At 50.2% G+C, this 237-nt stretch carries 1 pseudogene; it reads right to left on the bottom strand.

From position 1 onward, the window contains the following. Positions 1 to 237: pseudogene (locus Q4528_RS15965) on the bottom strand (hypothetical protein); the annotation flags it as partial.

The raw sequence follows: 237 nt of genomic DNA on the forward strand, positions 1-237 counted from the left end.
TTCTTCTGCTTTACGTGCCGCTTCTTCAGCTTTCTTTTGCTGTTCCACTTTACGCACTCGCTCGGCTTCTGCAGCCACGGCGGCAGCTTCTGCTACTTTGCGCTGTTCTTCTTTCTTAACTCGCTCAGCCTCGGCTTTAGCTGCCTTTTGCTGCTCTAGTTTTTGTTTTTCTTTGGCTCGGCGGGCTTGTTCGTCCGCTTTTTTCTTAGCGTTTTCCTGCTGGCGTTTTTCCAACTC

Origin of the sequence: Staphylococcus pasteuri, assembly GCF_030547725.1 — a bacterium.
GTDB classification, from domain to species: domain Bacteria; phylum Bacillota; class Bacilli; order Staphylococcales; family Staphylococcaceae; genus Staphylococcus; species Staphylococcus pasteuri.